We start from the raw sequence: 23917 nt of genomic DNA, 5'->3' as shown, positions 1-23917 counted from the left end.
CCTCGAACGAACGCCTGGCGGTCGTTTGCAAAGGCCAATAGGAAATCGCCAGCTTAGCGCGTCGAGTAGCGAATAGGGTTGATACCAACCGGCCTCGGACGGCCTTTGACAACTCGGGACGCGCTTAACCGGCCGGAGCAGCGCGCAAGGTTCAGAAAATGAGAAGCGCGCCGTGCAATGCAGGGCGCGCTTTCTGATTACACAACAGCAATGTTCCACCAAAACAGGCGCGACGCGCGATCCCGGCCCCGCCGCCTCAAAAACCTGAACCCTACTCCGCCACCACGCTATTCGTCGCCGCCGGTTGCCGTGACGTGTTGGCCGCTTCGTCGCTGCAACGCTGGTGCTCACGCGAGAGCTTGCGCATCAGCGGCAACAGCAGCACCGCGACCAGCGCGCCGCCGGCGGCCAGCCAGCCAAGCCCGGTGAACAGCTTCGTGTACAGCGGCAACGATTCGAGCGGGTCCAGATTGCCCGCCGGCATTTGCGCAAAGTTGGCGACCACGCTGCCGAGATACTGCGACACGCCGGTCGCGACGAAGTAAGCGCCCATCATGAAACCGCTCATGCGCGCCGGCACGTAACGCGCGATCATCGCCAGACCCAGGCCGCTCACCAGCAATTCGCCAAGCGAATACAACCCGTAGCCGCCGACCATGAACCATGACGACACGCGCCCGTTCACCGCATAGTTGCCGCTCGCCGCGTAGACGAAAAAGCCCGCCGCCACGACCGCAAACCCAAACGCGTATTTGACGGCGACCGGCACGTCCTTGCCGTTGCTCGCGAGCTTCGTATAAAGCAGCGCGAGAACCGGGCTCATCAGCATGATCCAGATCGGGTTGAGCGCCTGGAACTGCGCGGCGCTCCACGTGAACAATGTCTGACCGAACAGCACGAAACGCGGGTCGACGTTGCGCAGCGCGAACAGCGTGAGCGACGTGGACATCTGCACATAAAACACGAAGAACAGGATCACCTGCGCGGTGAGGATCAGCGCCGCGAAAAGACCCGAGCGCTCCGAGCGCTCGCATTTCACCAGCATGTACGCGAAGATCGCGAGAATCGCGACGCCTGCGGTGTACACGCACGCAACCGCGATCGCCTTGTGCTGCAGCACGAACATGGTCGCCGAGCCGAGCACGATGCCGCCGAGCGCGACCGCGCCGACACGCTTCCAGCGCACCGGTTCGGCGTCCGGCGCGGAGCCGATATGCGCGAGCGTGCGAAACATCACGAAGTAGTTCAGCACCGACAGCAGCATGCCCGCGCAGCAGACTGCAAACGCCGTGTGCCAGCCCCAATGGTCCTTGATCCACGGCGTGGCGAGCATCGACACGGTCGAGCCGATGTTGACCGCCATGTAATAGATGGTGAACGCGCTGTCGATGCGCGCATCGTCGCCTTCATAGATGCGGCGCACGAGATTCGCGGCGTTCGCCTTGAAAAGGCCGTTGCCCACCACGATCACGCCGAGCGACGCGTACATGTAAGCGAGTTGATCGTTGGGCAGCGCCAGCATCAGATAGCCGGCGGCCAGCACCATCGCGCCGAAGATCATCGTGCGACGCGCGCCGAGAATCTTGTCGCCGATCCAGCCGCCGATCGACGGCGACGCATACACCAGCGCAGTGAACGCGCCCCATGTGAGCGTGGCGTGGCTGTCGGCGAAACCGAGCTTGTCGATCATGAACAGAACGAGCAGCGCGGCCATCCCGTAATAGCCGAAACGTTCCCACATCTCGATCAGGAAAACCGTCGAAAACGAACGGGTCTGCGACACGTGAACGCCTCGTGCGTTGGATGAATTCATCATGTACCTCTAGTCAAACAGTTGCAGCGCCGCGCGAAAGAGCGTGCAGCGCGAAGACGGCGTCTGGAAAAAGACGATCAGCGGGCCCAGCGCGATTCGAAGCGCGTCTCGGCTTCGACTCGAGCCGAAGCGCCTGGCGCGACGCAATATGGCGCCGCGACCGGCGTTCCAACGCAAACCTGCGTTGAACGGCCGGAACGGCCTGGGATGGGGGACGAGGTCCGCGGCGACCTGTAGGGCTCGCGCTCCGGCAAGCGGAACGGCCACCATGATAAGGCATCGGGGGAATCGGCCTTGTCCGGCCGGGCGCTGCGAGCGGACCGCAGCCGGAACGACGGGCGGCAGCGGCACGGACCGCTGCAGGTGATAGGGGTAGCGATAATCATGTCCTCATGCCGGCTGACGTTCGGATCAAACGCGCCGGACAAAGCTCCGTCGCACAGGATCGCTGGGCGCGGAATGAAAAGCAGCGGAAGGCGGCGCATGCCGTTAAACACGCACGCCGTTGCACTGGGCGGGGTGGATTCTCCGAATAGACGCATGCCGCGTCACTCAGGGAATTCACCGACCCAGGTGCACCTTACGCGCGCTTACGCAGCGTTGCACCGTCTCGTGCAGACATCGTCAGAATAAAAATCACCTTTGACGTCATACGCTTGCTCCTCGTCTTATGCAAATTTCATCAATACCGAGATAGAGCCGGCACAGCCGCTGACATTGCCATTGCCTGGTCCGTTTCTCCGAGGAACGGCGCCCGTTTCTGAAGTTCCCTCTTTCGGGTCTGGCAATATAGAGTGCTTTCTCGAAAATAGAGCGTTTGTCCTTGCCCGGGGACATATAGGCCCGTTACCCGGCCCGGACCGCAATCAAAACATATTTGTTTTTATCAAACAAATTTTGACGGGCTTATTTCCTCCTGTTATGGTCACGACAATTCAAAAAAGCAATCCGGCGCTTGAACTGGGCAGCAAAATCCGCGCGCTGCGTCAACGGCTCAAGCGCACACTGGATGACACAGCAACGGCCGCGGGGCTTTCCAAGCCGTTTCTGTCGCAGGTAGAGCGCGGTCTCGCCTCGCCGTCCATCACGTCGCTGGCCGGCATCGCTCAGGCACTCGGCGTAACGGTGCAGTATTTCGTCGACACACCCAGCGAAGAACGCTGCGTGAGTCGTGGCGATCAGTTGAGATTTTTCGGCTTTGCGGACTCGGCCAATCTGTTTGCGCGATTGACCAATGTGACGGGCGGCCGCCAGCTCGAGGCGATCCTCGTCAGGATGCCGCCCGGGCAGAAGCGCTCCGAGGTCACCACGCATGCCGGAGAAGAGTTCGTGTATGTGATCGACGGCGAAGTGTCGTTGACGCTGGAAGGCAAGACGTTCGTGCTGCACGCAGGAGACAGCGCGCATTACGAATCGACGGTGCCGCACAGCTGGGTCAACACCGCGCGTATCGAGTCGGTGGTCGTCTGGGTGGGGACACCAAGACTGTTTTGAAAGGCAGGCATCTCGACCGGCTGAACCGGCCAACGGAGTGCCTGCATTACGCAATGTAAGGATTCCTGCATGTCGGACAAGCAACAAGGGCCGCCCTGGCCTGAGCACGGCAGATAACCGGGCGCATTCGCGCCAGCGCGTTTCTCCCCTCGACCTTTCCTGCGATCTCAACCGATGAAAACCCCGTTCGTCTATGCGGCGGCGCTGAGCGCGCTCGTCCTTGCATTTGCTCCTTCCGCGTTCGCCGTCAATGTGCCGGCGGGCGTCGCCCTCGCCGCCAGTCAGGAGATCACGCGCCAGGTGCCCTCCGAAACCGAATCGCTCGATCCGGCGCACATCGAATCGTGGACTGGCAACACGATCGCGCTCGACCTGTTCGAAGGTTTGACGCGTATCGACGCAGCGGGCGCGGTCGTGCCGGGCGTCGCGCAATCGTGGACGCGCACGGGGCCGGACACATGGGTCTTCAAGCTGCGCCACGACGCGCGCTGGAGCAACGGCCAGCCGGTCACGGCGCAGGATTTCATCTATGCATGGCAGCGCGTGCTCGATCCGAAAACCGGCTCGAAATACACGGTGCTGGTCGAATTCGTGAAGAACGCCAAGGCGATTCTCGCGGGCAAACAGCCGCTGACGAGCCTTGCCGTGCGCGCACCCGACCCGTACACGCTCGAAGTGACGACCGAAGTGCCTGCTGCCTTCTTCCCGCAACTGGCCGCCATGCCGACCATGGCGCCGGTCAATCGCGACGTGGTGACGAAATTCGGCGGCGACTGGACCCGCCCGGCCAACTTCGTCGGCAATGGACCCTATACGCTCGCCGACTGGCAGCCGGGTAACCGTCTGGTAGGCACGAAGAGCAAGACGTACTGGAACGCCGGCAAGGTGGTCATTACGAAAGTGACCTACCTGCCGATCGAAAACGACGAAACGGCGATGCGCATGTATCAGGCCGGTCAGTTCGACTACACGTATTCGATCCCGTCGGGCATCTACACGCAGATGAGCAAGCAGTTCGGCTCCGAGCTGAAAACCGGCCTGCAGATCGCCACGTATTACTACAGCCTGAATAACGAAGACCCGCTGTTCAAGGACAAGCGCGTGCGCCAGGCGCTCTCGATGGTGCTCGACCGCGACCTGCTCACGCAGCGTCTGACCGCCGACGGCGAGTTGCCGATGTACGGCCTGATCGCGAAGGGCACGCAAGGCGCGGCGGTATTCAAGCCGGACTGGGCCACGTGGCCGATGGCGAAGCGCGTCGACTACGCGCGCAACCTGCTGAAGCAGGCCGGTTACTCGGACACGAAGCCGCTCACCTTCACGCTGACTTACAACACCAACGACCTGCACAAGAAGGTCGCGCTCTTCGCCACGTCCGAATGGCGCACCAAGCTCGGCGTAAATGCCAAACTCGAAAACGTCGAATACAAGGTGCTGCTCAAGCAGCGTCACGACGGCAAGGTGCAGGCTTCGCGCGACGGCTGGTTCGTCGACTACAACGACGCCATGTCGTATTTCGACCTGATACGCTGCAACAGCGTGCAGAACGATCAGCGCTACTGCAACCCGCAAGTCGACAAGCTGGTGGACGAAGCCAATCAGCAACTCGACGACGGCAAACGCACCGCGCTGCTCACGCAGGCGCACGATCTGGCAATGAACGATTACCCGCTCGTGCCGCTTTTCCAGTATTCGGCCGACCGTCTCGTCAAGCCGTACGTGGGCGGCTATACGTCGACCAACTACGTCGACCAGCGCGCGACGCAGGACATGTACCTGATCAAGCACTAAGCGCGGGAGCACCGTCATGCTGGCTTACACGCTGCGCCGCACGCTCTGGGCGATTCCGACGATCCTCGCCGTGATCACCGCGTGCTATCTGCTGCTGCACCTCACACCGGGCGGCCCGTTCGACACCGAGAAGCAACTGTCGGCGGCCGTCATGGCGAACCTGAACGCCAAATATCATCTGGACGAGCCGCTGTGGCTGCAATATGTGCACTACCTCGGTTCGCTGCTGCATGGCGATCTGGGACCGTCGTTCCGTTACGCCGACTGGACCGTCAATGATCTGGTGTTAAAGGCGCTGCCGGTCAGCCTCGGCGTCGGCGGCGTGTCGGTGCCGATCGCGCTCGTGATCGGAGTCGCGCTCGGCACGCTGGCGGCCGTGCGGCGCGACCGCTTCATCGACCACTTCGTGATGGTGCTCGGCAATATCGGCAACGTGGTGCCGCCGTTCGTGCTGGGTCCGGTGCTCGTGTGGGTCTTCGCCATCCTGCTGAAAACATCCGAGGGGCGCGGCTGGCTGCCCGCCGGCGGATGGGGCGAAGGCGAGTGGCGCTACCGCGTGCTGCCGATCGTGCTGCTCGTCATCATCAACGTGGCCGGGATTGCGCGTGTGATGCGCGGCAGCATGATCGAAGTGCTGTCGGGCAACTTCATTCGAACCGCGCGTGCAAAGGGCCTGCCGGGCCGCACGATCGTTCTGCGTCATGCGATGAAACCGGCACTGATGCCGGTCGTCTCGCTGCTCGGCTCCATCTGCATTTCGTCGATCACCGCGGCGGTCGTCACCGAATCCGTGTTCGCGCTGCCGGGTCTCGGTCAGCTGGTCGTCAACGGCGCGATCAATCGCGACTACACGCTCGTGCTCGGCCTCGTCGTGTTGACCACTGCCGTGGCCGTGCTGTTCAATCTGCTGGTCGACCTCGCGTATGCGTGGCTCGATCCGCGTATCCGGTACTGATCCATGCCCCGCTCCATTCAATCGACCACCGCGGCGCTTGATCCGCTCGCGGCCATTGCGCGGGCGCCGCGCTCGCGCGGCCCGCTTGCCACCGCCGCGTGGCGCTTCGTGCGCAATCGCGCGGCGTTCGCCGGCTTCGTGCTGCTGATGCTGATCGTGATCGCGTGCGTGGCGGGCCCGTGGTTCCTGCCGAACAATCCGGTCGACAGCGACTGGGGCGCCATCAGCCTCGCGCCCACCTGGCAGAACATGCACTGGTTCGGCACCGACGAACTGGGCCGCGACCTGCTCGCGCGTTCGCTGCAAGGCGGGCGCGTGTCGCTCGAAGTCGGCTTGCTCGGCACGCTGGTCTCGGGGCTGATCGGCGTCGCGTATGGTGCGACCGCCGGTTACCTCGGCGGCCGCGTGGATGCGGTGATGATGCGGATCGTCGACATGATGTACGCCATCCCCTACATGCTGATCGCCATTCTGATGATGACGATGTTCGGCCGCGCGTTCTATCTGGTCGTGCTCACCATTAGCGCATTTTCATGGCTCGACATGGCGCGGGTGGTGCGCGGCCAGACGCTGTCGCTGCGGTCGCGCGAATTCATCGACGCCGCGCGCGCGATCGGCGTGAGTTCGCGTTCGATCATCGCGCGTCACATCGTGCCGAATCTGTTCGGCGTGGTCGTGGTGTACGCGAGCGTCACGGTGCCCAATATCGTATTGACGGAATCCGTGCTGTCGTTCCTCGGGCTCGGCGTGCAGGAACCGATGACGAGCTGGGGCGTGCTGATCCAGGACGGCGCGCAGAAGCTCGAATCCATGCCGTGGCTGCTGCTTTGCCCCGCCGTGATGTTGTGCGTGACGCTCTATTGCGTGAACTTCGTCGGCGACGGCTTGCGCGACGCTTTCGATCCGAAGGACCGCTGACATGGCGCTACTCGAAGTCAACGACCTCAGCGTGCGATTCACACGCCGCGAAGGCGCGCCCGTCGACGCGGTGCAACGCGTATCGTTTTCGCTCGAAGCCGGCCGCACGCTCGGCATTGTCGGCGAATCCGGTTCGGGCAAGAGCCAGACCGTGATGGCGCTGCTTGGCCTCCTCGCCGGCAACGGCAAGGTGTCGGGCACGGCCACGTATCGCGGCGAAAACCTGCTGACGCTGAACGAAGCGGCGCTCAACAGGATTCGCGGCGACCGCATCGGCATGATCTTTCAGGACCCGATGACCTCGCTCAATCCGTTCCTGACGATCGAGCGGCAGATGACGGAAACGCTGCAACTGCACCGCAAGATGTCGCGTCGCGACGCGCGCCGCCGCGCGATCGAAACGCTGGAATCGGTGCGCATTCCGGACGCCGCGCGGCGCATCGGCATGTATCCTCACGAATTTTCGGGCGGCATGCGGCAGCGCGTGATGATCGCCATGGCACTGCTTTCAGAACCGGAAATCCTGATCGCCGACGAACCTACCACCGCGCTCGACGTCACCGTCCAGGCGCAGATCATCGAACTGTTGCGTGAGCTCAATCGCGAGCGCGGCACCGCAATCATTCTGATCACGCACGACATGGGCGTCGTCGCGGGGCTATGCGACGACGTGATGGTGATGTACGCGGGCCAGACCGTCGAGCAGGCGAGCGCCGCCGCGTTGTTCGCCGCACCGACGCATCCGTACACGCTCGGCCTGCTGAACGCGCTGCCGCGTCTGACCGATGACGACGACCGTCCGCTGCAAACCATTCCCGGCAATCCGCCGCTGCCGGGCGAAGTCGGCGCCGGCTGCGCATTCGCGCCGCGCTGCGCGTATTGCATCGAACGTTGCCGCGAGTCGCGTCCGTCCCTCACTCCCGCACAAAGCGCGGACGCGCTACGCGCCTGCCATAGACCTGTGGCGGACATCATCGAGGTCCAACACGTATGATCGCCACTTCCATTGCAGGCCAGAACGCGGCGACGCTGCTGTCGGTCGATAATCTCAAGGTGCAGTTCGGCGTGCCGCGCGGCGGCTTTCCGTGGTCCGGAAAAGCCACACTGCGCGCGGTGGACGGCGTGTCGTTCGATGTCCGGCGCGGCGAAACGGTGGGCCTCGTAGGCGAGTCGGGATGCGGAAAATCCACGCTCGCCCGCGCGATCATCGGACTCGCGCCGGTGGCGAGCGGCAGCGTGCGCTGGCGCGGCAACGAAACGGTACTAGGCAACGCCGGAGCCCCCACGAAAGCCGGCGCGAAACGCGACACGTCGCTCTTGCGTCGCGACGTGCAGATGATTTTTCAGGACCCGCTCGCTTCGCTCGATCCGCGTATGACGATCGAACAGATCGTCGCCGAACCGCTGCTCACGCACGGCCAGAACATTGCGCGTGCCGACATGCAGCGGCGCGTGCTGACCATGCTCGAACGCGTCGGCCTGAATGCGCAGCATCTGCGCCGCTATCCGCACGAGTTTTCGGGCGGCCAGTGTCAACGTGTGGGCATTGCGCGCGCGTTGATCGGCGAGCCGCAACTCGTGATCTGCGACGAACCCGTTTCCGCGCTCGACGTGTCGATCCAGGCGCAGATCGTCAACCTGCTGCGCGACCTGCAACGCGAACTGTCGCTCTCGCTGCTGTTCGTCGCGCACGATCTCGCGGTGGTCAAGGCAATCAGCCACCGCGTGCTGGTGATGTACCTCGGGCGCGTGATGGAGTTCGGCGACAAGCGCGAAGTGTACGGCACGCCGCGTCATCCCTATACACGAGCGTTGCTGTCCGCCGTGCCGGTGCCTGATCCGGCCGTGGAGCGCGCGCGCCGTCATCTGCTGTTGCGTGGCGAGATTGCCTCGCCGCTGAGTCCGCCTTCCGGCTGCGCGTTCCGCACGCGCTGCCCGGATGCGATCGATGCGTGCGCCGTGAACATTCCTCAGCCCGTCACGCACGGTGCGAACGCTACACGTGTGGCGTGCATTCGCGTAAACGAAGCTTCCTGAGTATCACTGCGGGTGGTTCGCTAGAAACAGAAAACTTCCACACACAATAAAACCGTTTTACCGGCGCAGCGGGCCGCTGCGCCGATGAATTCGCTCGCTCTGCGCTCGCGCAGAACGGGCGAACTGCGTGGACTGGCAAATCGCCAGCCAAAGTATCACCACAATAATCAGAGACGTACCAATGAAAGATAGCCGAACAAAAAAACGGACAAAAAAGTCCGGAGCCTCCATCGTATTTTTCTGCGCCCTCACCCTTCCTGCCTCGACTGTCGCCACGAGCGTCTATGCCGACGATGGCGTCATTCAGGTTTCGCAGCCCGTCCCCGGCGCAGCCACGGCTCCGCCGCTCGCGCAAACGTTGTCGTCCCCCGCCCACGGCATGTCTGCGACAACCGTCGCGCAGGCCAACCCTGCTCCGGCTCCCGGTAAGCGTCGCGCGGACGAGGGCGGACAGATTCGCAACGATCAACCCGACACCACGAATGCGCTCGTCAATGCGGAGGCGAATCAGACCGTCGAGCCGCCCTCGCCGCCGTCGAGCCAGGCGGCGAGCAAGGGCTTTATCGCAGACAGTCATGTGAACCTGCAATTGCGCAACTACGCCGACTACTTCCAGGCGCCGAACACGATCTACCGTCATGCGTGGATTCAGGGCGTTCAGGCCAACTACGAATCCGGTTTTACGCAAGGGCGGGTCGGCTTCGGCGTGGACGCGTCGCTGTTCGGCGCGCTCACGCTCGACGGCGGCAACGGCGCGGGCAACATGGTGCACGTGGGCAAGGACGGCGGCGGCTCGCAGCAGCTCGCGTGGGCTTATCCGGGCATGTACGACATCAAGGGACGCATTTCGGAGACGGTCGTCAAATACGGTCTGCAAACAGTCGCGAATCCGTTTCTCGAACCGCACGACAATCGCGCGCTGCCGCCGACCTTCCTCGGCGTTTCGCTCGTGAGCAACGATCTGGCCCACACCACGCTGGAGGCCGGCAGTTTCACCAAAGTCGATGCGCGCGGCCACACGAACCTGACCAACCTCACCACGTCGTACGGCGGCACGCGGATCGACCGGCTGACGTACCTTGGCGGCACATGGCACTACGCGAAGAACGGCGAAATGGCGCTCTACGTCGATCAGGCCGACGACGTCTGGCGTCAGTACTACGGCTCGGTCGCGCAATCGTTCGGTGATCCGGCCACGATCAAGTGGAGCGGCCTCGCGAATATCTATTCGACACACGACACGGGCGCGTCACGCCAGGGGCATATCAACAGCAACGCATACAGCCTGTCGGTCTCCGCGCAGCATGGGCCGCACGCGCTGCTGCTCGGCTATCAGCAGGTGCTGGGCGACCAGTTCTTCGACTACGTCAACGAGACCAACGGCATTTACCTGACAAACTCGATGGACGTGGACTACAACGCGCCGCACGAGCAGTCGCTGCAACTGCGCTACACGTTCGACGGCAAATATGCCGGCGTGCCGGGGCTGAAAGCAATGTTCTGGGGCGAGTATGGATGGAACGCGGATGCGTCGGCGGGCGCCGCGGAGAATGCGTCGCCGTCGGCACCGCTTCATGACCTGTACTGGAAAAACGGCGAGCCGGTGCACGGCCACCATCACGAATTCGGTTTCATTCCGAGCTACACGCTGCAAAGCGGGCGCTTCAAGGATACGAAGATAACGTTCATCGCGATGTGGCATACGAGCACAGCGCATTACTCGGATGGCAACAACATGGAATACCGGCTCGTGGTGAACGTGCCGGTGAAGGTGTTCTAACCGGAATGGTTGCGGCGCCGCAGGTCTGGTGATCCAGACCGGGCGCCACCCTGGCATTCACCGCGGCGTGACGCGCCGCGATTTGTACTGCTCTGCTGTAGGCATTAGCGCGCGCAGCGGTACCACTACAAGATCACGGACAACGCCACCGCGAGCCAGATCGACGCGACGCCCGCGAGAAACATGTGTCGTGCAATGCGCACCGGCTTGTCGTTGCCGTCGGCCTCGACTGGTGACGTGACAACCCACGGCACCAGTCCGAGGCAACCGAAACCCAGCAGCGCGAACCCGAACACGACATTGTCGGCGGCGCGCCATCGACTAGGCTCATACATGCCCCAGTAGCCGAGAAAAACAATGCCGATCGAAAAGACGGTGGCCGACGCGGCGCTTAAAGCGGGCACCGATCCGGTTGGGCTCGGCATGCTTCACCTCCGATCGTTAGGCTGCGTGAAGACCGGCTCGCTGGTCCAGGGCGGCCCACGTCACGATGTGCGGGCCTGCCTTGCTTCGTACGTCTTCAGATGACTATAGGCGATACGTAGCAGCGACAGGCCGTGCTCGCCCTTTTGCGCGTCGCCGCCGCGCGAGATCAGATCGCCGAGAATGTGATCCGCCTCGGTGTGAGAATGATTTTCGACGTCGCGCAACATCGAAGCCGTAAGCGGCGACGGCGTCAGCAGCGTTTGCGTAGCGCGCGCGTCGAAGTCGGGCCCCATCGTGAAGCCTTTGCTCTCGGCGACCGCCCGGCATTCCCCGAGCAGGTTTTCGATCACACGCTTGCCGTCGGGCGCAGCCAGAATATCGCCGATCGCACCGCGCATCAAGCACGTGCTGGCCGCGAGCGTGGCCAGGAACACCCACTTTTCCCACATGCGCAGAAGGATATTTTCGCTCACCAGCGTATCGAAGTTTGCGTCCGCCATCACGCCGGCCACAGCCTGCACACGTTCCGATGTACCGCCCTCCAGTTCGCCGAAGGTGATCGCATGCATCTCATTGAGATGCTGGATCTGCTGCTCGGCGTTGAGCGTCGCGGCAATCACGCACTGACCTCCCAGCACGCGCGCGGCGCCGAACTTCTCCGTGAGCACATCGATATGGCGCATGCCGTTGAGCATCGGCAGAATCATCGTCGATTCGCCGACCAACGGCGCAAACGAGTCGATTGCGTCGTCGAGACTATAGGCTTTGCAACTGAGCAACACGAGATCGAACGGCTCGGCCTTCACGCCGGCAAGAATCGTCTTCACGTCGCGCAGCGTGAAGTCGCCGCGCGCGCTGTGAATGACCAGACCGTCCTGCTCGAGTTTCTTCGCTCGTCCCGGCCGCACGAGGAACGTCACGTCCCGTCCCGCCTCGGCGAGCCGTCCGCCGAAATAGCCACCTACGGCGCCCGCCCCTACCACTAGAATTCGCATCTCTGACCTCTTGATGAATAGCGTTCGCGCTGGCCGCGCCGCGGCGAAAAAGACATGCTGACGCGTGCGCAGTGCGTGTGCAGCAATGTAGCAAAGATTGGCGGCCGACAGCGCCGCGCCCCGCCGCATTGCATGTTGCAACGCAACGTGTGTCACGTCAGATCAATCCCGGACCCTGCGCTCCTGGCCTCTTTTGCATCGTCACCTTGTGGCTGCTTAAAGCTCACCGCAAACGGTGCGCTCGTAAAGCGCAAGCATGCCCGGCACGTCAACGTCGAGACATACGTTGCATTCCGGTCGGCCGTCCCAATCCGGCGCGGGGACAGGCATGCTGGACGGCTTCTGGATGCTTTGTCCCACGGCCATGCCATCCGTCAGAACCCGCACCGGGCCGCTGCGGGTCGAATAGAGATGCGGCGCCAGCACATAAGCCACTGCGGACGAATCGTGCACGTAGATCCCCGCCAATTGTGCGCTTTGCTCGTGAAACGCTTCATAGTGCCGCGACACATCCCATACGAACTGGCCCGCCGCGCCGCCGCGGTCGCGAACCGACGCCAGATAGGCATGGCTCATGATCGTGCGCTGCGTGACATCGAGACCGACGATCGTCACCGGCCAATGCGCGCCGAAGACGGCGTCGGCGGCGTCCGGATCGCCGAGCATGTTTGCTTCCGCCGCGGGCGTGACGTTGCCGAGCACGCCGTTAGTGCCGAACGCGCCGCCCATGATCACCACCTGTTTGACGAGCGACGCGACCTGTGGATCGTCCGCGAGCGCGAGCGCCAGATTCGTGAGCGGCCCCACGGCGATCAGCGTGACTTCGTCCGGATGCGCGCGCACCGTGTCGATGATGAACCGGTGAGCCGGACGCGGGTCGAGTGGCGCTACGTCGGCAGAATCGAGCGTGATGTTGCCGAGGCCGTTGTCCCCATGAATCCACGCGAGCGGTTCGGGCGCGGCCCGTTTGAGCGGCGCCCCCGCACCTTGCGCAACCGGCACGCCTCGCGCAAACCGGCCAGCAAGAAAGCGCGCGTTGCGCGTGGTGGTTTCAATCGTGGCGTTGCCGAACACGCTCGTGAGGCCCAGCAATTCGATGTCCGGATGCAGTGCCTGGAAGACGAGCGCCATCGCGTCGTCCACGCCGGGATCGGTGTCGTAGATGACCCTGTGCATGCTCATAGATAGAACGCGTGCGGCAGTAGTTCAGCCGCGGTGGTGTCGCGTGTCGCGCCGTGAAGATTGCCGAGGCGGACGGCCAACTCCGGGCCGCCCAGCTCGATGATCACCTGGCGGCATGCACCGCACGGCGCGATGGGACCGTCGGTGTCGCCAATCACGGCTAACGCGGCGAACTGGTCGCGCCGATAGCCCGCGGCAATCGCACTGAAAAACGCGGTACGTTCCGCACAATTGCACAGACCATAGGACGCATTCTCGACATTGCACCCGTCGAAAACCTTGCCGTCCTGAGTCAGCAACGCGGCGCCCACGCTGAATGTGGAGTACGGCGCGTACGCCTTTTCCCGCGCAACACCCGCGCGTTCCAGCAGTTCTTCCATGTTCATCCAGCCACCCTCGCTTCAATGCAGCGTCATCGACATGCCATGCAAGCGCGGCGCTCATCAGATTCGGGAGCACCGCGCACGGGACTGCACTATCAACAGACTTCGAGCGATCAGTGCCATGTCTGCTGATCTTCATGTGACAGTGGCACCGATGCTAAACGAAAGCGATGCAAGGCGGAAAGACTTTAAGGCGGCGTCGGCGCGCTCACACGAGTTCCAACGCCAGCGCAATCCCCTGACCGCCGCCAATGCACAATGTCACCATGCCGCGTTGAATGCCGTCACGCCGCATCGAATGCAACAGCCGCGTGGTCAGCACCGCACCGGTCGCGCCAATCGGATGACCATGCGCAATCGCACCGCCCTGTACGTTGATCAGCTCATCCGCAATGCCAAGCCGTTTTGCCACTGCGATCGGCACTGCGGCAAACGCCTCATTGATCTCGAAGCGCTCCACGTCTTTCAGTTGCCAGCCGGCTCGCGCCAATGCCATCTGAACGGCCGGCACGGGGCCAAGGCCGAACAGGCTGGGCTCGACTGCCGCGACGCCATAGGCCACGAGGCGAGCGAACGGCTCGATGCCGCGCGCTTGCGCGAAGCCGCGCTCGGCGATCAGCATCGCCGCCGCGCCGCTGTTCAACCCCGGCGCATTGCCCGCCGTGATCGTGCCGTCCGGACGAAACGCAGGTCGCAGCTTTGCCAGTGTCTCGACGGTGGTGTCGGGGCGCGGCTGCTCGTCGCGCTCGAACCGTTGCGGACCCTTGCGCCCTTGCGTCTCGACGCTCACCATTTCCGCGTCGAAATCGCCGCGCGCTTGCGCCTGCGCAAACCGCTGCTGCGAACGCGCGGCCCAACGGTCCTGCGCTTCGCGCGTCATGTCGAACTGCGTCACGAGATCTTCCGTATGCCAGCCCGAGTGCTCGCCGGAAAACGCGTCGTTCAGGCCGTCGCGCAGCAGGCTGTCGTGAATCTGCGCGCTGCCCATCCGATAACCCCAGCGGCCGCCGTCCAGCAGATACGGCGCGCGGTCCATGTTCTCCATGCCGCCCGCCACGGCCACGTCACCGAGACCGAGCAGGATCTCCTGTGCCGCCGAAGCTACCGCCTGCGCGCCCGACCCGCACACGCGGTTGACCGTCAGCGCCGGCACCGCCACCGGCACGCCGCCGCCAATCGCCGCCTGGCGGGCCGGGTTCATTTTGTTGCCGGCCTGGACCACGTTGCCCATCACGACCGATGACAGCGCCGCCGGGTCGAGCCCGCTGCGGCGCAGCGTCTCCCGCACGACCACTGCGCCGAGATCCGTTGCGGGCACATCTTTCAGCGAGCCGCCAAACGCGCCGATCGGCGTTCTCACTGGGTTGCAGATCACTACTTCTCGTGTACTCATCGCTTCTCTCCACAAGGTCGATCGCTTGCCTGTCTGCGGCCGCGCTTCAGTTAGCCGACGATACGGCCGTGACTGTGCCGGGCACGTCCCAGCCGCCACCGAGCGACCGGTACAACGCGACCGCCGCGAGCGCGTGTTCGCGCCTCGCCTGATTCAGCGATTCCGAGTCAAGCAGATAGGCCTCCTGCGCGGCCAGAACGTCGAGAAAACTCGACGCACCGCCTTTATAAAGCTCTGTTGACAGTCGCAGCGCGTGACCGGATGCATCCAGCGCGCCGCCCAGACGTTGCACCTGGGTGGCGCCGCTTATCAGGTCGCTGCGGTTGTCCTCGATTTCCTTGAGCGCCTGCAACAGGGTCTGTTGCAAACCGAGCTGCGATTCGCGCATGCGGCTCTCGCTCGCGTCGATATTCGCAGTGATGCGGCCCGCGTTGAAGATCGGACTCGTTGCATTCAGAGCGGCGCTGAAGAGATTGTCGGTAAGCGTCGGCAAACCGAGATACGACGAGGCGAGCAGACCATCGGCAAGATTGATGCGGAACTGCGGATAACGCTGCGCTCTGGAAACGCCGACTTCGGCCGCGCGCTGCTCGACCGTCGCGTAAGCGGTACGCACGTCGGGCCGCTGCAGGAGCGCGTCCGAGGGCATCGTTTGCGGCACGCTCTGCGCGGGAACCGGAATCTCGCGCACGTTGGCGAGCAGCAGGCTATCCACGCTTTCCGGCGTGCGCCCCGAGTACACGGCAATCAGACTCAATTGATGCTGAACGATCGACTGCATGCGCGGAATCTGCGCCTGCAAGTCCTGCAACTGGTTCTGTGCGCGCGCCACGTCGAGCTGTGTCGACAGTCCGTAATGCAACCGCTGCTGCGTGAGCTTCAGCGCCCGCGCGCGGATCTGCTCGTTGTCACTCAGAATCTGCAACTGCGCCTGCGCCCAGCGCAGATCGATGTACGCCGCCGCCGTATTCGCTGCGAATGCGAGCCGCACCTGGTTCAACGCTGCCTGACGCCCCGACACCTGCGCCTGCGCAGCGAGAACCGCGAGGCGTTCGCCGCCGAACACGTCCGGCGTCCAGCTTGCGGTCAAACCCACGCCCGCCTGACGCACATACCCGAGCGGCGGCGGGATGTTCTGCCGGGAATCGGACGCGGTGGCGCTGGCGTCCAGTTCGGGCAGCAGCGCCGCGCGGTTTTGCGTCGCCAGATCCTGCGCCTGCTTCACCCGCTCAACGGCTGCCTGCACGTCGAGATTGCCGGTCAAAACCGATTCGACGAGTTGATGCATCACCGGGTCGCCGAATTGCGCCCACCACGCATCGGCGCTGACGCTGTCTTGTGGCGCATCCACGCTCCACGCTGACGGCGCGACCGTCCTGACTGTCTGCGGCAGATTTGCATGCGTCTCCGGCTGCACCGCACACGCGGCGAGCGTCAGCCACGCTGCGCCGGCCAGTACTTTGAGTATCAGGGGTTTCATGTTCAATTCCTCAATGCGCATCCGGCGGCGGCGCGGTGTTGCCGAACGGACGCGAGAACAGCACGCTAAGCAGGCCGACCAGAAAACAGAGCGACAGCGCAAAAAACGTATCGGAGAACGTGAGCACGAGCGCTTCGCGCATCAGCAGCGCATGCAATTCGCCAATGCCCGCGTTGGCCGCGTTCAGCATGCCGCCGCCTACTGCCGCGAAATGGGCGCTTTGCTGCTGCAGAATCGAATCGACAACAGGCCGTCCCACGTTCAGATGCTCATCCAGACGTTCGTAATGCAGATTCAGCCGGTCATTGAGCATCGTGCTGCTCACGGCAATACCGATGGCGCCGCCGAGATTTCGCATCAGATTGAACAGGCCACTTGCGGAGCGAAGCCTCGACATGGGCAATGAACCCAGCGCCATCGTGACGATCGGCGGAATACAGAACTGCTGGCCGATGCCGCGCAATGCCTGCGGAATCAACAGCTGCTGCCAGCCCCATTGACTCGTCAGCGGCACATACAGGTAACAGCCAACCCCGAACAGCAGCAGCCCGAAAACCAGCAGAATCCGCATGTCGATAAAGCGCGCAACGATCGAATAAGCCACCATCGCCGCAAGTTGAAAACACCCGACCGATAACAACGCCACGCCGATCTGCAAGGAATCGAAGCCACGCACGCGGGACAAAAACACTGGCGTAAGAAACACCGCGCAGAAAATGCCGATGCCCGTAATGAACGACAGCAGGCTGCCAATGCCGAAATTGCGGATCGCCAGCGCGCGCAAATCGACGATCGGTTGCTTCGCGGTAAATGCATGCACGAGAAACAGGAAACCGCAAATGGCCGTGATCCATGTGCACGTCAGAATCACGTCGTCGCCGAACCAGTTTTTGCGCGGCCCTTCTTCGAGCACGTATTCGAGGCAGCCGAGAAAGCCCGACATCAACAGAATCCCGATGTAATCACCCGATTTCAGCAGCGACACATCGGCTTTGTCGAAGTGCACGTATTTCGGCACCATCAGCGTGACCACTACGCCGGGGACGAGGTTCAGATAGAACAGCCAATGCCACGACCATTGCGACGTGATCCAGCCACCAATCACCGGGCCCACGGTCGGGGCCAGCGTGGCGAGCGCGCTAATGGTGGTGGATGCGATCAAACGTTGTTTGCCGGGGAACAGCACGAAAGCCGTGGTGAATACCGTTGGGATCATCGCGGCGCCGAGCGCGCCCTGCAGTCCGCGGAACAGGATCATCGAGTTGATGTCCCATGCGAGACCGCACAACATGCTTGTCACCGTAAAGCCGAGCGCCGAAAACGCAAACACCCAGCGCGTGGAAAATACGCGGGTGAGCCAGCCGGACATGGGAATCACCAGGATTTCGGCAATCAGATAGGACGTCTGGACCCACGACAGTTCATCCTGGCTTGCGGAGAGACCCCCTCCAATATCCTTGAGCGACGACGCGACGATCTGGATATCGAGTGTTGCCATGAAGAAGCCGACGCACATCAGCGTGAACGCGAGAACCTTGGTTCGCGTCGGCAAGTCGGCCGGATTGGCGAGAACCTGTGTCGTCATGATCGGCCCTTATCCGCGTGCTGGCGCGTTATCGCTGCCGAGATGCACTTTGACTGTTGCCGAGAGGCCCGGACGCAACACGCGTTGCATGTCCTTTGGCACATCGAGATGCACGCGCACCGGTACGCGCTGCACGATCTTGGTAAAGTTGCCCGTGGCGTTTTCCGCGGGCAACACGCTGAAGGTTGCGCCGGTTGCGGGCGCAAGACTTTCCACCACGCCATGCATCTGTTTGCTCGAAGCGTCGAGATTCACGTCGACGCTATCGCCCACGCGCATCTTCTTCAACTGGTCTTCCTTGAAGTTTGCGTCGATCCAGAGTCCGCTCGCGGGCACGACCGTAAGCAGCGACACGCCGACATTAGCGAGCAGACCGACACGCGCCGTGCGATTTCCCACATAGCCGTCGATCGGCGAGCGGATCGTCGTGTATTCCACGTTCAACGCCGCAACGCGTTGGGCGGCCTGCGCGGTGGCGATACGCGCCTTCGCATCGCCGATCTGCGCGTCGAGCACCGAGATCTGTCGCTGCGCAGCGATCAGCGCCGCGCCGCTGCGATCGACGGCGGCACGTGCCTTGATCAGATCCGCGTCGGCTTTCTCGACGACCTGGTTCGACACCGCCTCGTCTTTCACCAGTTCGCGGTAACGTGTCTGGTCGGCCGCACTGCGAGTCAGTTCGGCGCCGGACGCACGCACCTCGGCGGCCTGCTCGTTGATCGTCGCAAGCTGAAGCGATTTCCTCGCCTCCAGCTCGGTTACCGCCGCCTGCGCGCTTTCCACTTCGGCAGTAGCTTGCGCAAGTCGCGCATCATAGTCGCGTGCATCCAGCCGGATCAGCACCTGATTCGCGTGCACGAACTGGTTGTCATGCACGAGCACATCCGTTACGAAGCCATTCACCTTCGGCGCCATCACCGTGACATCGCCGCCCACATAGGCGTCATCCGTCGATTCGACAAAGCGGCCGACGAAGAACCAGTACGTCGCGGCCAACGCCAGCACCGCGACTACCGTCATGATTGCGAGCAGCATCCACGGGATGCGCCGGGCCGCTTTCGCAGAGTTCGCCGCGCTCGGCGGCGCGACGGTCGAGGGTGTAGTGGACATGGTGTCGGTATGTGCGTATGCACTGGTTACGTTAAAAAAAACGGCACTGTGAACGCGCCGGTCGAACTCCGGTCTTGGGTCTGAGATCAGACCGAATCACGTGTCATGGCGAATAGTTCTCCGCGCAGGGCTGCTGCACGCCGTTCGCCGAACTTGTGCTCGAATTCCGCTTGCGCTGCGTGCCAGTGCTTTCGCCCTTCGCTCAGGCGCGCTTCGCCTTCATCCGTGATCGAGATCGATAGCGCCCTTGCGTCCGCACCAAGCGACTCGCTCGACACGAGGCCGTTGCGGCGCAGCGGCTGAATCGTGCGCACCAGCGAAGTACGCTGCATGCGCATGGCTTCGGTGAGTTGCCGCATCGTCATCGGTCCGCACCGTCTCAAGCGGGACAGCAACGAAAACTGTGTGATGGTAAGTCCGACGTTCGCAAGGTGCCGATCGTATAGCTGCGATACAAACCGTGCGGCCTGGCGAATCGCAAAACAGTCGTCGTCGAATTGCACATCCATTTTGTGCGCTTCCTGGTTCATAAGTGCATATGCACATTGACACGCGTGCGCAACGACCGTTCGTGCGACGCGTGCACCTCGATCAACCCGTGATATTGAACAGCTCCGAGCGCAGCGCCTTGGCGCGGGCGTGACCGAATTGCTGTTCGAACTCTTCCTGCGCGGCCCGCCAGGCGGTCGCTGCTTCGTCGAACGTCTTTTCGCCTTTGTCAGTCAGACTGAACAGGAACGTGCGCCCGTCATTTTCGGCCGACTCGGCCACCACGAGGCCGTCGCGCTGCAATGGCTTCATCGCGCGGACCAGCGTAGTGCGCTCCATCACCATCGCCTCTGCGAGGTCCACCATGGCCAGGTTCGGCGTGCGCGCCAGCTTGGCCAGAATGGTGAACTGCGCAGCGGTGAGACCTACCGAGCCCAAATGGCGCTCGTAAATCTGCGTGACGTGCCGGGCCGCCTGGCGCAGCGCGAAACAGTTGCATTCGTCGTAAGAGATGGGGCGGGTCATGAAACAGAGTCTATATGTGCATACGCACAGAGTCAAGTTAATTTGTGCTTTGCGCTCCTTTTCCGGACGACGACAGTTTGTAAGCTGATGCAGCCAGCTAGCCAGCACCGCGCGACGGGCACGTCGGCGTCAGGACCTCAGTGCACCAGCACGTCGTTGATCTGAACCACGTCGGTCAGGCTCAGCGCGGCCGTGTCGCCTTTGAGTTGCATCAACGCGATGATCGCGTCGTAACGGGCGGCGAGGAGATCGCGCTGTAGCGAATAGAGCGTGTCGATCGCTCGGATGACATCGTTGGCCGTGCGCTCCCCCACGCGGAATCCGACACGCGTCGCCGCCAGCGTTTCACGCGACAACTCCACCAGACGGGTCAGCCGCTCGACACGGGCGCGACCGTATTGATAGCGGCTGTAGTCGTCGCGCGCCGAAGCTTCCGCGCCGCGCATGGCGCCAGAGAGTCCCTGCTGCGCCTTGTCTTCGAGCGCCTCGGAGGCCTGCACTTTCGCCTGCGTCTCGCCGCCGGAGTAAAGAGGGATTGAAATCGACAGCATGCCAGTGGTCGTCGTGGTGGGACGCGAGTAACCCGAGGCCGCGCCTGCCGGCGTATAGCTGCCGGTCAAATAGGCGGAAGGCCAATGCGCGGACTGCGCCTTGCTGACGTCCATCTTTGCGATCTGCCAGTCGAGCTGTTTCAACTGCACGTCAAACGCATGGCTCTTGGCCTGGCTCGCCCACACCTCGACATCTGCGGGGACGAGAGGCGGCATCCGCAAGCTGTCCGGCAAACGCGCAAGGGTCTCGAATGGCACACCGGTTGTCTGCTCCCAGGCACGACGTTTGGCAAGCAGGCGGTTTTCCGCATCCATCTGTTGCAGCGCGACCTGCTCGCGTTCGGTCTCCACATCGCGTATATCGATGACGGTTGCTTCGCCCGCCGCTTTCGCGCGATCGAGCCACTGTGCGTGCTGGTCCACCGCCGCTGCATATTCGTTCACGCGCGTGAGTTCGTCTTCGGCCGCCAGTGCGTCGAAGTAGACGCGCACCGCCTGAAGGATCGCGGCCTGCTGCGCGGCATTCAACTCGACCGCGCCATGTGCCTCGACATAATCCGCCTGCTTGTACGCGGTCCACTTTGTCCAGTCGAACAGCGGCTGGGCGATGTTGACCGTCCAGCCCGATTGCCAATAATGTGTGCCCGGAAAGCCGTCCGTGTCGATGCGGTTATACGCACGCCCCCAACCGGCCGAAATCTGCGGCAGCAGGCCTGCACGAGCCTCCGGCACGGCCTGCTGCGCGGCCGCGTAGCCGGCGCGAGCCTGCGCGAGATTCGAGTCGCGGCCCAGCGCCTGCTGCACGACGCTTACGAGATCCGCCGCATGCGCGGGGTTGGCCAACGCGCAAGCGAGGCCGATCATGCCCATTGCCAGGCGGGACTTAGACATGGCCCGTCTCACACCACGCTTGAACTGCGCCTGGCGTCTCGCGCACGAGCGCCCCGTCCGCCAGACGATAGCGAATGCCGAACGTACTGGCGAGCGAGCGGTCGTGGGTAATCACCACCACCGTACAGGTCAGCCGCTGCAACAGTGCTGCAATGTGCTGCACGGAAGCTGGATCGAGATTCGATGTCGGTTCGTCGAGCATCAGCACGCTGCGCCCCTGATACAGCGCGCGTGCCAGTAGTAATCGCTGACGCTGCCCCGCCGAAATGTTTGCGATCGTATCGCTGATGACGGTTCGCGTGCGCATCGGCAGACGCATGACGTCCTGTAGCAAGCCAACTTCGTCGAGTAGCGCATTGACCCGCTCTTCGTCGACGCTTGCCGAGAACAATGTCACGTTATCGGCAATCGAACCGTGCAGAATCAGGTCGCCCTGGCGCATGTGCGCAGCGTGCCGACGGATTTCGTCGACGAACAGATTCGGCCATTCGATGCCGTTCAGCAAAATGCGTCCTTCCTGCAAGGGCTCGGACCCGGATAGCAGCTTGAACAAAGTCGATTTGCCCGCGCCGGACGGCCCGGTGATCGCGATCTTGTCACCATGGCGAATGTCAAGACTCACGTTTTCCAGCACAGGCCGATCGGACACGCCATAGCGGAAAGTCACCCCTCGCATTTCGATACGTTCGAACGCGCGCAACTCGGTTGCGCGATTACAGTCGGACGACGGCGTATAACGCTCCGGCTCACACTCCACGATGTCCGCTACACGCGCCACCGGCACGCTGAGCATGAAATAGGCGAATGCACCATTCACGGCGTTGGCGAGGCGCTCGGACATCAATGACTTATAGATCAGGAAGGAATAGAAAACGCCCACCGATACGGCGCCTCCCAGCATCAGCCGCGCGGCGAACCAGGTGATCGCAATCGTATCCGCATACTGCACGGCCTTGAGAATACCGTCGCGGGCGCTGCTCAACCGGTTACCCTTGAGCAACGCAGCGACGTATTCCTTGTAGCGTGTCATGAAGCTGGCGGTGCGCCTCGTCTCGCCTTGAGCAAGTTTGATGAGACCGGCCGCGCGAATGGTTTCGATCAGCGCGTCGTCGCAACGCGCCGACGTTTCGAGCACCAGCGCATGGTTGTCGCGCATTTGCGAAAACATGCCGAGCGCGACGGCGAGGTACACGATGAACATGCCGGCGGCAACGGCGGTCAGCTTCGGGCTTTGCACCAGCATGAGCGCGAACGCGAGAACGCCGACTGCGATATCGATGCACATCGACGTGAAAGTTCGTGTTGCCTGCACGCTGATCTCGTCCTGCGCTTTGACGCGTGCGAAGACGTCGCCAACGTGGCGCTTCTCGAACCACGAGATCGGGTTGCGCAGCAGGTGGCCGAGCACACCTTCGGTCATGTTGATCTGTGTGAGCTGGTGCAGCAATTCCACGAGGCGCGTCTCCACGTACTGGCTAAGCGCGCCCACTGCGAAGATGCCCGCAAACGTCAGCACGAGCACGTTCAACAGATTGATGTTGTCTGCCGAGATCACGTAGTCGAGCACCAGATTGCCGAGATACGGCATGGCGAGAATGGCAAACTGACTCCCGAGCGCGACGAACATGACTTTCGCCAATTGCCCACGCAGCGCGGGGTTCAGCGCGCGCACGCGGGCCAACGCACCGGGCACCGGCGATTTCGAGCGAATACGCGGCATGGACGGCGTCGCGGAGCATTCCAGCAGGTAGCCGGACACACTCGCCATGAACGTATCCATCGAAACGCGCCGCCGGCCGGTCGCGGGATCGATCACCTGCACATACCCGAGGCCGCTCTTTTCAAACACGACGAAATGCGCGCCGCCGAAGTGAAGGATCGAGCCGCGTTTCATGGAAGAGAGGTCGGCGGTATCGAACCGGTAAGCCTGCACGGCAAGTCCGAAGTCGGTTGCGATGTCGTACAGGTCCATGAGCGAAAGACCGTTCGACGAGATCGGCCTGAACGCCGACAGTTCGCGCACGTCGGTCGCTCGCCCCAGATGCGTGAGCACCATCGCGAGGCACGCATAGCCGCATTCGGCGACTTCGTTCTGGTAAATCACTCGCACTGTGGACCT

General features: G+C 62.8%; 20 protein-coding genes. 7 read left to right on the top strand and 13 right to left on the bottom strand.

The window, feature by feature from the left end; genetic code table 11:
• Positions 1-271: 271 nt before the first annotated feature.
• A complete protein-coding gene (locus AAGS40_RS17190; protein ID WP_345816607.1) occupies positions 272-1813 on the bottom strand; it encodes an oligopeptide:H+ symporter in 1542 nt (513 codons plus the stop codon).
• Between the two features lie 921 nt (positions 1814-2734).
• Between AAGS40_RS17190 and AAGS40_RS17185 the strand changes: the two genes are divergently transcribed.
• From AAGS40_RS17185 to AAGS40_RS17155, 7 genes are all read left to right on the top strand, one after another.
• Positions 2735-3307: a cupin domain-containing protein gene (locus AAGS40_RS17185; RefSeq protein WP_345816605.1), complete on the top strand. Its 573-nt coding sequence runs from the start codon at positions 2735-2737 to the stop codon at positions 3305-3307.
• A gap of 174 nt (positions 3308-3481) precedes the next feature.
• A complete protein-coding gene (locus AAGS40_RS17180; RefSeq protein WP_345815985.1) occupies positions 3482-5098 on the top strand; it encodes a peptide ABC transporter substrate-binding protein in 1617 nt (538 codons plus the stop codon).
• Between the two features lie 16 nt (positions 5099-5114).
• Positions 5115-6053: an ABC transporter permease subunit gene (locus tag AAGS40_RS17175; RefSeq protein WP_345815984.1), complete on the top strand. Its 939-nt coding sequence runs from the start codon at positions 5115-5117 to the stop codon at positions 6051-6053.
• Between the two features lie 3 nt (positions 6054-6056).
• Entirely contained in the window at positions 6057-6971 is a 915-nt protein-coding gene (locus AAGS40_RS17170) for an ABC transporter permease subunit (RefSeq protein WP_345815983.1), read from the top strand.
• Position 6972: 1 nt separating this feature from the next.
• Positions 6973-7965 carry an oligopeptide/dipeptide ABC transporter ATP-binding protein gene (locus AAGS40_RS17165; protein ID WP_345815982.1) on the top strand — a complete coding sequence of 331 codons (993 nt, stop codon included), beginning with the start codon at positions 6973-6975 and terminating at the stop codon, positions 7963-7965.
• Positions 7962-9008 carry an oligopeptide/dipeptide ABC transporter ATP-binding protein gene (locus tag AAGS40_RS17160; RefSeq protein WP_345815981.1) on the top strand — a complete coding sequence of 349 codons (1047 nt, stop codon included), beginning with the start codon at positions 7962-7964 and terminating at the stop codon, positions 9006-9008. Before AAGS40_RS17165 ends, AAGS40_RS17160 begins: the two co-directional genes overlap by 4 nt.
• A gap of 181 nt (positions 9009-9189) precedes the next feature.
• The gene (locus AAGS40_RS17155) at positions 9190-10788 is read left to right on the top strand and encodes an OprD family outer membrane porin (RefSeq protein WP_345815980.1); all 1599 of its coding nucleotides are present in this window, start codon (positions 9190-9192) and stop codon (positions 10786-10788) included.
• Positions 10789-10913: 125 nt separating this feature from the next.
• Here AAGS40_RS17155 and AAGS40_RS17150 read toward each other — a convergent pair whose 3' ends face one another.
• From AAGS40_RS17150 to AAGS40_RS17095, 12 genes are all read right to left on the bottom strand, one after another.
• Positions 10914-11213, bottom strand: a complete 300-nt coding sequence (locus tag AAGS40_RS17150) for a hypothetical protein (protein ID WP_345815979.1) — start codon at positions 11211-11213, stop codon at positions 10914-10916.
• 60 nt (positions 11214-11273) lie between these two features.
• Positions 11274-12209 carry a 2-dehydropantoate 2-reductase gene (gene panE / locus AAGS40_RS17145; RefSeq protein WP_345815978.1) on the bottom strand — a complete coding sequence of 312 codons (936 nt, stop codon included), beginning with the start codon at positions 12207-12209 and terminating at the stop codon, positions 11274-11276.
• 216 nt (positions 12210-12425) lie between these two features.
• On the bottom strand, positions 12426-13391 hold the full coding sequence (locus AAGS40_RS17140; RefSeq protein WP_345815977.1) for a nucleoside hydrolase: 966 nt from the start codon (positions 13389-13391) through the stop codon (positions 12426-12428).
• On the bottom strand, positions 13388-13777 hold the full coding sequence (locus AAGS40_RS17135; protein ID WP_345815976.1) for a cytidine deaminase: 390 nt from the start codon (positions 13775-13777) through the stop codon (positions 13388-13390). The genes AAGS40_RS17140 and AAGS40_RS17135 overlap by 4 nt, the downstream gene beginning before the upstream one ends.
• Before the next feature lie 205 nt (positions 13778-13982).
• Positions 13983-15167, bottom strand: coding sequence for a thiolase family protein (locus tag AAGS40_RS17130; protein WP_345815975.1), 1185 nt, complete (start codon positions 15165-15167; stop codon positions 13983-13985).
• Positions 15168-15213: 46 nt separating this feature from the next.
• Positions 15214-16647 carry an efflux transporter outer membrane subunit gene (locus AAGS40_RS17125; protein ID WP_345815974.1) on the bottom strand — a complete coding sequence of 478 codons (1434 nt, stop codon included), beginning with the start codon at positions 16645-16647 and terminating at the stop codon, positions 15214-15216.
• A gap of 10 nt (positions 16648-16657) precedes the next feature.
• Positions 16658-18232: a DHA2 family efflux MFS transporter permease subunit gene (locus AAGS40_RS17120; RefSeq protein ID WP_345815973.1), complete on the bottom strand. Its 1575-nt coding sequence runs from the start codon at positions 18230-18232 to the stop codon at positions 16658-16660.
• A 9-nt stretch (positions 18233-18241) separates the two neighbouring features.
• On the bottom strand, positions 18242-19342 hold the full coding sequence (locus AAGS40_RS17115) for an HlyD family secretion protein (protein ID WP_345815972.1): 1101 nt from the start codon (positions 19340-19342) through the stop codon (positions 18242-18244).
• Positions 19343-19428: 86 nt separating this feature from the next.
• A complete protein-coding gene (locus AAGS40_RS17110; RefSeq protein ID WP_345815971.1) occupies positions 19429-19851 on the bottom strand; it encodes a MarR family winged helix-turn-helix transcriptional regulator in 423 nt (140 codons plus the stop codon).
• Positions 19852-19933: 82 nt separating this feature from the next.
• Positions 19934-20356, bottom strand: coding sequence for a MarR family transcriptional regulator (locus tag AAGS40_RS17105; RefSeq protein WP_345815970.1), 423 nt, complete (start codon positions 20354-20356; stop codon positions 19934-19936).
• 137 nt (positions 20357-20493) lie between these two features.
• Entirely contained in the window at positions 20494-21798 is a 1305-nt protein-coding gene (locus AAGS40_RS17100; RefSeq protein WP_345815969.1) for a TolC family outer membrane protein, read from the bottom strand.
• Positions 21791-23908: a peptidase domain-containing ABC transporter gene (locus AAGS40_RS17095; protein WP_345815968.1), complete on the bottom strand. Its 2118-nt coding sequence runs from the start codon at positions 23906-23908 to the stop codon at positions 21791-21793. Before AAGS40_RS17095 ends, AAGS40_RS17100 begins: the two co-directional genes overlap by 8 nt.
• Between the last annotated feature and the right edge of the window lie 9 nt (positions 23909-23917).

This window comes from Paraburkholderia sp. PREW-6R (genome assembly GCF_039621805.1).
Classification (GTDB): Bacteria; Pseudomonadota; Gammaproteobacteria; order Burkholderiales; family Burkholderiaceae; genus Paraburkholderia.
This window is presented reverse-complemented; position numbering and strand designations above follow the sequence as displayed.